Source organism: Haloactinopolyspora sp. (assembly GCF_027324685.1).
In the GTDB taxonomy this organism is placed as follows: Bacteria; Actinomycetota; Actinomycetes; order Jiangellales; family Jiangellaceae; genus Haloactinopolyspora.
Genome location: NZ_DAHVSH010000055.1, coordinates 19695 through 27340, shown reverse-complemented (window position 1 = coordinate 27340; position 7646 = coordinate 19695). Strand labels below are relative to the sequence as shown.

Annotated in this window: 6 protein-coding genes; 3 read left to right on the top strand and 3 right to left on the bottom strand. The window is 68.2% G+C overall.

Going from position 1 to position 7646, the window contains the following annotated elements; all coding sequences use genetic code 11:
- Window positions 1-73: 73 nt before the first annotated feature.
- From M6444_RS07070 to M6444_RS07060, 3 genes are all read right to left on the bottom strand, one after another.
- Window positions 74-2032 carry a TRAP transporter permease gene (locus M6444_RS07070; RefSeq protein WP_363326272.1) on the bottom strand — a complete coding sequence of 653 codons (1959 nt, stop codon included), beginning with the start codon at window positions 2030-2032 and terminating at the stop codon, window positions 74-76.
- 91 nt (window positions 2033-2123) lie between these two features.
- Window positions 2124-3122, bottom strand: a complete 999-nt coding sequence (locus M6444_RS07065; protein ID WP_298324769.1) for a TAXI family TRAP transporter solute-binding subunit — start codon at window positions 3120-3122, stop codon at window positions 2124-2126.
- Between the two features lie 131 nt (window positions 3123-3253).
- The gene (locus M6444_RS07060; RefSeq protein ID WP_298324766.1) at window positions 3254-4078 is read right to left on the bottom strand and encodes an alpha/beta fold hydrolase; all 825 of its coding nucleotides are present in this window, start codon (window positions 4076-4078) and stop codon (window positions 3254-3256) included.
- 71 nt (window positions 4079-4149) lie between these two features.
- On the opposite strand from M6444_RS07060, the gene thiD reads away from it, so the two are divergent.
- From thiD to serA, 3 genes are read left to right on the top strand one after another with little or no spacing between them, the layout of a single operon-like run.
- Window positions 4150-4971 carry a bifunctional hydroxymethylpyrimidine kinase/phosphomethylpyrimidine kinase gene (thiD, locus tag M6444_RS07055; protein ID WP_298324762.1) on the top strand — a complete coding sequence of 274 codons (822 nt, stop codon included), beginning with the start codon at window positions 4150-4152 and terminating at the stop codon, window positions 4969-4971.
- Window positions 4968-5759, top strand: coding sequence for a TenA family protein (locus M6444_RS07050; protein ID WP_298324759.1), 792 nt, complete (start codon window positions 4968-4970; stop codon window positions 5757-5759). Before thiD ends, M6444_RS07050 begins: the two co-directional genes overlap by 4 nt.
- A gap of 7 nt (window positions 5760-5766) precedes the next feature.
- Window positions 5767-7356 carry a phosphoglycerate dehydrogenase gene (gene serA, locus M6444_RS07045; protein ID WP_298324756.1) on the top strand — a complete coding sequence of 530 codons (1590 nt, stop codon included), beginning with the start codon at window positions 5767-5769 and terminating at the stop codon, window positions 7354-7356.
- Window positions 7357-7646: the final 290 nt, after the last annotated feature.

The window sequence follows — 7646 nt, the reverse complement described above, 5'->3', positions numbered from 1 at the left end:
ACGGCGGCGTTACTGAATCGCCGCAAGACGGAGTGCCGATAGGTCTTGGCCATAGTCGTCACTCTGGCACGGGTCACGCGTTCGCGACCGGTTCAGACTCCTGCTCGGACTTTCGCCGGGCGAGTTGCACCATGGCGACCGTCACCAGAACGATCACGGCCGGGACCGCCACGACCAGACTCGGATAGGCGAGTGCGAATCCGGCGGCGAGCAGGAGCACTCGCTCCAGCACGCTCGCCCGGCGGACCAGATATCCGGCCAGGGCTGCGGAGATGGAGAACATCCCCAGCAGTACGGTGGCGACCACTCCGATGACTTCGCCGACGTTCGTGTCCTGGAGCAACAACGCAGGATCCAACACGAACACGAACGGGATGATGAAGCCGACCACCGCGAGCCGGATCGAGGTGACCCCGGCTTTCATGGGGTTGGCCCGGGCGATCCCGGCTCCGGCGTAGGCCGCGAGACAGACCGGCGGCGTGACGTCGGCGAGGATGCCGAAGAAGAACACGAACAGGTGTGCCGCGATGATCGGCACGTCGAACTCGCTCAACAGGATCGGAGCGGCGATGGTGGCGGTCACCACGTAGTTCGCCGTCGTCGGCAGGCCCATGCCGAGAACCAGGCAGGCCACCATCGTGAAGATCAGCACCAGATGGAACTGACCGAACGCCAGGTCGAGGATGCCGCCGGCGAGCTTGCCGCCGAGCCCGGTGGCTGTGACGGTCCCGGCGACGATGCCGGCGGTGGCGCACGCCGCGATCACCGGGAGGGCCACCCGGGCGCCGTCCTCGAGAACCTCGAGGATGGCCTTCGGCGACAGCCGGGTGCTGGGCCGCAGCATGCTCAGCACGAATGCGGTGACGATGCCGAACAGTGCTGCGTTGGCCGGTGTCCGGCCGGTGAGCAGCAGGCCGACGATCACGACCAGCGGCAGTAGCAGGTCGAGCCGAAGCGCGAGGTCGCGAAGGTGCGGCAGCTCCGACTTGGGCAGCCCCTCGATGCCCTCGCGTTTGGCTTCGAAGTGGATGGCCATGAACAGCCCGGTGAAGTACAGCACCGCCGGAATGACGGCGAGCACGATGATCTCGCTGTAGGGCACGCCGGTGTACTCGGCCATGATGAAGGCGGCCGCGCCCATGACCGGCGGCATCAGCTGCCCGCCGGTGGACGCCGTGGCTTCGGTTGCCGCAGCGAACGACGGCCGGAACCCGGCGCGTTTCATCATCGGGATGGTGAACGACCCCGACGCGACGGTGTTGGCCACCGAGCTGCCGGAGACCATCCCCTGCATCCCGCTGGCGGCGATGGCCGCCTTGGCCGGGCCGCCGGCGAACCTGCCGGTGGCCCGGAACGCGAGATCGTTGAAGAACGCGCCGATGTTGGTCTTGATCAACAAGACGCCGAAGAGCAGGAACAAGAAGATGAACGTCGACGACACCTGGATCGGGGTGCCGAAGATGGCCCGGCTGGAGAAGAACACCTCGGTCGCGTACGAGTCCCAGTCGTACCCGGCGTGCGAGAAGATCGGCATCTGCGGGCCGAAGATGCCGTAGAGCATCGCCGCACTGGCGATGATGACGATGGGCAACCCGACGCATCGGCGGGTGCCCTCGAGGACGAGCAGGATGCCGACGACCGCGACGAGGTTGTCGGTGTCGCTGAACCCGAGGATCCGGACCTCGGGCCCGGTCAGGCGGGTGTATTCGACGACGATGTACAGGTTCGCCGCCAGCGCGACAGCTGCCAGGACCACGTCGTACCACGCCACGCCGCGCCGCTCGCCGCCGGCGGGCCTGGCCGGATACAGCAGGAACACCAGGCCCATCGCGGCGCCGACATGGATCGCCCCCTGGATCAGCGACGGGCGGGAGCCGAACAGCGCCGTGTAGAGCTGGAAGATGGTCAACGCGACGGCCAGCGGCCCGACGACCCAGGCCCACCACCCGAGATCGAGGCGGTACCGACTCGCCGAGTCGTGCTGGCGCAGGACCTGCTGTGCGTCCTGCGCCGCCTGAGCCGTGGCCGTCATGTGCTCGTCTCGCTCTGTTACCACGTTCGCCTCTCCACGACGCTCGGTCACGACGTCACCCAGTCGTCACCAGTCGTCACCTCGTCATCGACTACAGGAGCCCCTGTTCCTCGAAGTACTGCTGCGCGCCCGGATGCAGCTCGAGGCCGTCACTGCCGAGGAGCGCGTCGTCGATGGAGATGAGGTCACTCTGCGCGAGAGAGATGTCGCCGGCGTGCTCGTAGAGCACCTTGGTGATCTCGTAGGCGAGGTCCGGGCTGACCTGGGTGGTCGACGCCACGACGCCGGCGAATACCGACAGGGTGCTCACGTCGGCATCGGTGAACTCGTAGGTGTCAGCCGGGATCGTATAAGGCTCGAAAGCGGTCTCCGCGGCGATCTGCTCGGCTATCGACGCCTCGATGGGCAGCAGCTTCACATCGTGCGTGGCGGCGAGCTCGCCGAGCGATCCGGCCGGGACACCGAGGATCTCGATCGACGCGTCGAGATTGCCGTCCTGCAACTTCGCCCGCGCGTCGCCGAAGCTCTCTTCGAACGCCTCGTAGTCACCCTCCTCGATGCCGTGTGCGCTCAGGATGGCCTCGGCCACCGCGCGCGTGCCGCTACCGGGCGGCCCGACCGAGATGCGCTTTCCCTTCAGGTCCTCGATGGACTCGAAACCGCCGGACTCGAGGGTGATGACCTGGGCGGCCTCGGGGTAGAGCTGCCCGAGCCAGCCCGCGTTGTCGATGGTCAGCCCGTCGAACTCGCCTTCACCCTTGGTCGCTTCGATCGCGGTGTTGTTCTGCGTCAGGCCGAGCTGCATCTCGCCTTGGGCGATGCGGCCCAGGTTGTCGACCGACGCTCCGGTCTCGATGGCGTTCACCGACACGCCGTCGATGTGCTCTTCGAACAGGTTCGCGTACTCCGTGCCAAGAGGGAAGTAAACACCGGCGGTGCCGCCGGTGCCGAACGTCAGGTCGGTGACGAAATCCTCGGAACCGCCGGAGTCAGCGGCCCCCGAGCTGTCGTCGTCGGATCCGCAGGCAGCCAAGCCCAGCGCGAGCGCGGCGGTGAGTGCCGTGGCGCGGGCCCACGTCGAAAATCTCATCGTCAACGACCTTTCGTCGCAGCAGTTGTCAGGTACGCAGCAGTTGTCATGTACACGCGTCCGTGCAGCGAGAATCAAACCAGTTCGCGCCGACATGGTCGAGTCCGGCTCGCGCGGCCGGGTCGATCGGCTCAGTCGCGGCCGATGAGCCAGCGATGCAGGTTGGCGGAAACGGCGACCGGAGTGTCCAGCTGAATCAGGTGCCCGGCGTGTTCCACCAGTTCCAGCCGGGCGCCGGGAATCATGGCGGCCAGCCGGTGCGCGCGGTCGACGGGAATCCAGGTGTCGTCGGTGCCCCAGAGCACCAGGACCGGCAGATCGATCGAGGCATAGCGATGCTCGATCTCGTCGGTGTACGCCTGGTCGGCCGCGGCGATCTGGCGATAGAACGCCGGCTGCCCGGTCTCACCCAGCCACGGCTCGATCAACATGGTGACCTGCTGCTCGGTCAACCCGCGGGCGCTCGCGCCGGCGATGTAGGCGCGCAGTGCGCCTTCGTGGACTGCCGGCGGCAGCTTCTGGAACACCTCGGCATGTTCACGCACCAGTTGGAAGAACGACGAGCCCCACGGGGCCAGCGCCACGACATCGACGAGCGCAAGGGAGGCGTAGACGGCGTCGTGCAACAGGTGAGCGCGCAGCGCCACCGCGCCGCCGTAGTCATGCGCCACGATGTGCGGGCGGGTCAGGCCCCAGTGACCGAGCAGATCGGCCAGCAGGTCGCCTTGCACGTCCAAGGACACGCGATGTCCAGGATCTTTCGACGAGCGGCCGTACCCGGGCATGTCCCACAGGTAGACGGTGAATTGCCTGCTCAGGGCGTCGGCGAACGGCTCCCACAGCGCCGACGACCACGGGGTGCCGTGACAGAAGACCACCGGCGGCCCGTCGCCGCGGCGGGCCCATCGCACCGTGCGGCCCCGCCACGTGAACGCCTCGTCGAGTTCGATTCGCATCCGGCTAGGGTTTCAGACACGCAGGCGACCGGCACGGGGCGTGTCCGTGGCCGGAGAGGAGGACAACCCCCATGCCTACACCAGCGGCCATCTCGGTGGCCGGGTCGGATCCATCCGGCGGCGCCGGCATCCAGGCCGATCTGAAGACGTTCTCCGCATTGGGTGTGTACGGCGGTGCCGTCATCACGGCCCTGACCGCACAGAACACCCGCGGTGTGACGGGTGTGTTTCCGGTGCCGGGCAGCTTCGTGGCCGAACAGCTCGAGGCGCTGTTCGACGACCTCGACGTGCGAGTGATCAAGACCGGGATGCTGGGCGGTGCGGACTCGGTGCGGGCGGTGGTCGAGGCCATCGTGCGCTACGACGTGCCGTTCGTGGTGGTCGACCCGGTGATGGTCGCGACCTCCGGGGACCGGCTGGTCTCCGACGAGACCGTCGAGGTGATCCGCGACGAGCTCGTGCCCCTGGCGACCGTGGTGACCCCGAACCTCCCGGAAGCAGCGACGCTGCTGGACTTGCCCGACCTCGACGCTGAGCACGCCGCGGCGGCCGCCATGGCGCTGCACCAGCTCGGCCCCGCCGCGGTGGTGAAAGGCGGGCACGACGACGGGCCGGATGCCGTGGACGTGCTCGTGGACGACGACGGTGCGCTCGAGCTGCGCGTGCAGCGCATCCACACCCGCAACACGCACGGCACCGGCTGCACGTTCGCCTCGGCCATCGCCGCCGGGCTGGCCCAGGACCTGCCGCTTCGCCAGGCGGTCGACGAGGCGAAGCAGTACATCACCGAGGCGCTGCGTGCGGCCGACCAGCTCGACGTCGGTTCGGGGCACGGTCCGGTCCATCATTTCCAGGCGTGGTGGAAGCTCGCCGGTGTCGAGGAGGCCCGATGACGTTCTCGGCTCAGGCGTGGGAACGGGCGCAGCCCTGGTACGAGGCGGTTCTCGCCCACCCGTTCATCCAGGAGTTGGGACTAGGCAGCCTGGACCGGAGTGTGTTCGTGCGGTATCTCGCCGACGACGCGCACTACTTGGGCCGCTACGGCCGGGCGTTGGCCACCACGGCCGCACGGTGGCCGGATCCGTCCGGCGCGGCGGTCATCGCGCGGTTCGCCGCCGGTGCCGTCGACGCCGAGCGCTTGCTGCACGCCTCGCTGCTCGAACGCGACGGCATCGACATCGAACGCCTCGAGGTCGAACCGACGCCGACCTGCCTGGCCTACGTCAATTCGCTGCAGGCCGATGCCGTCCTGGCGCCGCCGGCGGTCGCGCTGGCCGGCCTGCTGCCGTGCTTCCGGATCTATGCCGAGTTGGGCCGGCACTTCGCCGGTATGCTGGAAACCGAGCCGGAACATCCATACGCGGAATGGCTGCGAACCTACGGCGATCCCGACTTCGCCGAGCGGACGCGCCGAGCCGAAACGCTCGCCGACGAACAGGCTGTCGCCGACCCAAGCGTGCTCGAAGGGATGCATGCGGCGTATGCGCGTGCGGCGCGATTCGAGTGGATGTTCTGGGACGCTGCCTGGCGCGGGGAAACGTGGCCGGTGCCCGGTGGAACCGGCCACCGCGATGCCCCGGCAGGCTGCGGAAGTGCCGAATCGAGCGCTACACTCGACGCGTCCGGGCCCAGTGTCGCGCTCGTCGCACCTCGTAGGCACGACACAAGTTCCGGAGGATGAATCCCACGTGAGCAAGCCCGTCGTACTCATCGCTGAACAGCTCTCACCTGCCACGGTCGACGCTCTCGGCCCTGAATTCGAGATCCGGGACGTCGACGGTACCGACCGGCCCGCCCTGCTGTCGGCCATCGCCGACGCCGAAGCCATCCTGGTGCGCAGCGCGACGAAGGTCGACGCCGAGGCGATCGCCGCGGCCCCCAAGCTGAAGGTCATCGCGCGTGCCGGCGTCGGGCTCGACAACGTCGACGTCAAAGCGGCCACCCAGGCCGGGGTCATGGTCGTCAACGCGCCCACGTCCAACATCACCAGCGCGGCGGAGCTGGCCATCGGGCTGCTCTTGGCCACCGCACGCAACATCGCGCCGGCGAACGCGGCGCTCAAGGGCGGGGAGTGGAAGCGCAGCAAGTACAGCGGCACGGAGCTGTATGAGAAGACCGTGGGCATCGTCGGGCTCGGCCGGATCGGTGTGCTGGTGGCCCAGCGACTGGCCTCGTTCGGCATGAAGGTCATCGCCTACGACCCGTTCGTGCCGGCCGCGCGTGCAGCACAGCTGGGCGTACGCAGCGTGACGCTGGACGAACTGCTCGCCACCAGTGACTTCATCACCGTTCACCTGCCCAAGACGCCCGAGACCGTCGGGCTCATCGGTGATCAAGCGCTGCGCAAGGTCAAGCCGAACGTGCGCATCATCAACGCCGCCCGCGGCGGCATCGTCGACGAGCACGCGCTGGCCGTGGCGCTCAAGGAGGGCCGGGTGGCCGGCGCCGGTATCGACGTGTTCGCGGCCGAGCCGTGCACCGAGTCGCCGTTGTTCGAGTTCGAGTCCGTCGTCGTGACGCCGCATCTGGGCGCGTCGACGGACGAGGCTCAGGAGAAGGCCGGTGTCTCGGTGGCGCGGTCGGTGCGCCTGGCGCTGGCCGGCGAGCTCGTCCCCGACGCGGTCAACGTCAAGGGCGGCGCCATCGCCGAGGACGTCCGGCCGGGGATCCCGCTGGCCGAGAAGCTCGGCCGTGTCTTCACCGCCCTGGCCGGCGGTGTTGCGGCACAACTCGACGTCGAGGTGCGCGGCGAGATCACCGCCCATGATGTCAAGATCCTCGAGCTCGCCGCCTTGAAGGGTGTGTTCGCCGAGGTCGTCGAAGACCCGGTCTCGTACGTCAACGCGCCGGTCATCGCAGCCGACCGCGGCGTCGAGGTTCGCCTGGTCACCGACGAGGACTCGCCGGACTACCGCAACCTCATCACCGTGCGGGGCGTCATGGCCGACGGCCGCGTGGTGTCGGTGTCCGGGACGCTGGCCGGGGTCAAGCACGTCGAGAAGATCGTCGAGGTGCTCGGCTACGACATCGAGGCGTTCCCGTCGGCGCACATGGTCTTCTTCCAGTACGAGGACCGTCCGGGTGTGGTCGGCACGGTCGGCCGGGTGCTCGGCGATGCGAACATCAACATCGCCGGCATGCAGGTCAGCCGCGACACCAAGGGCGGGCGCGCCCTGGTGGCGATGACCATCGACCAGGCGCTGCCGGTCCAGGTTCTCGACGACATCGTGGCCGCCATCGGCGCCGAGTGGGGCCGGACGGTCGACCTCGACGACTGACCGCGCCCTCGTCTCGCTCACTGAGACGAGCTGTCAGTACGCGAGACAGTGCTGACTGGATGGCGTTAGCCTGAGCTGGTCATGCTGTGGACGGTACGCATTCTTCGCTGCCGCGACGAGGCCCGATAGGCCGGCACCTCGTCGCGGAGATCGGCGTTGCTGTCGGCCGCGTCAATTCACGTCATTCGCGGAGCACCACCATGAGCGAAGAACACCAGCAGCAGAACCAGCACTCGGCCAAGAACGCCCTGCAAGAGGCGATGGATCGTCGCGACAACGGCGGCGAGACC

Excerpts from the sequence above, each read along its gene's own strand:
- thiD (WP_298324762.1), top strand. The coding sequence starts at position 4,150 with ATGCCTACACCAGCGGCCATCTCGGTGGCCGGGTCGGATCCATCCGGC.
- M6444_RS07065 (WP_298324769.1), bottom strand. The coding sequence starts at position 3,122 with ATGAGATTTTCGACGTGGGCCCGCGCCACGGCACTCACCGCCGCGCTC.
- M6444_RS07060 (WP_298324766.1), bottom strand. The coding sequence starts at position 4,078 with ATGCGAATCGAACTCGACGAGGCGTTCACGTGGCGGGGCCGCACGGTG.
- M6444_RS07050 (WP_298324759.1), top strand. The coding sequence starts at position 4,968 with ATGACGTTCTCGGCTCAGGCGTGGGAACGGGCGCAGCCCTGGTACGAG.
- M6444_RS07070 (WP_363326272.1), bottom strand. The coding sequence starts at position 2,032 with ATGACGGCCACGGCTCAGGCGGCGCAGGACGCACAGCAGGTCCTGCGC.